Source organism: Streptomyces beijiangensis, assembly GCF_017315755.1.
GTDB lineage: Bacteria > Actinomycetota > Actinomycetes > Streptomycetales > Streptomycetaceae > Streptomyces > Streptomyces beijiangensis.
Window position 1 is genome coordinate 1 of sequence record NZ_JAFLRJ010001585.1, and the last position, 258, is coordinate 258.

The window sequence follows — 258 nt, forward strand, 5'->3', positions numbered from 1 at the left end:
GCTACGACCCGGCCAACCTGGCGCTGGACATCACCGGTGTGATCCGTTCCCTCGGCGAGCCGGACGCCGCGCTGGTCGGGCACGACCTGGGCGGATACCTGGCCTGGACGGCGGCGGCGATGCGCCCCAAGCTCGTACGACGGCTCGCGGTGTCGTCCATGCCGCATCCGCGGCGCTGGCGGGCGGCCATGATCGCCGACGTCAGGCAGTCGTCCGCCATGTCCCACATCTGGGGGTTCCAGCGGCCCTGGGTCCCGG

At 72.9% G+C, this 258-nt stretch carries 1 protein-coding gene; it reads left to right on the forward strand.

The genetic code is table 11. The features are described 5' to 3' along the window. Positions 1-258, forward strand: a 258-nt coding sequence (locus J0695_RS42785; protein WP_206970179.1) for an alpha/beta fold hydrolase, incomplete at both ends; no start/stop codon positions are given.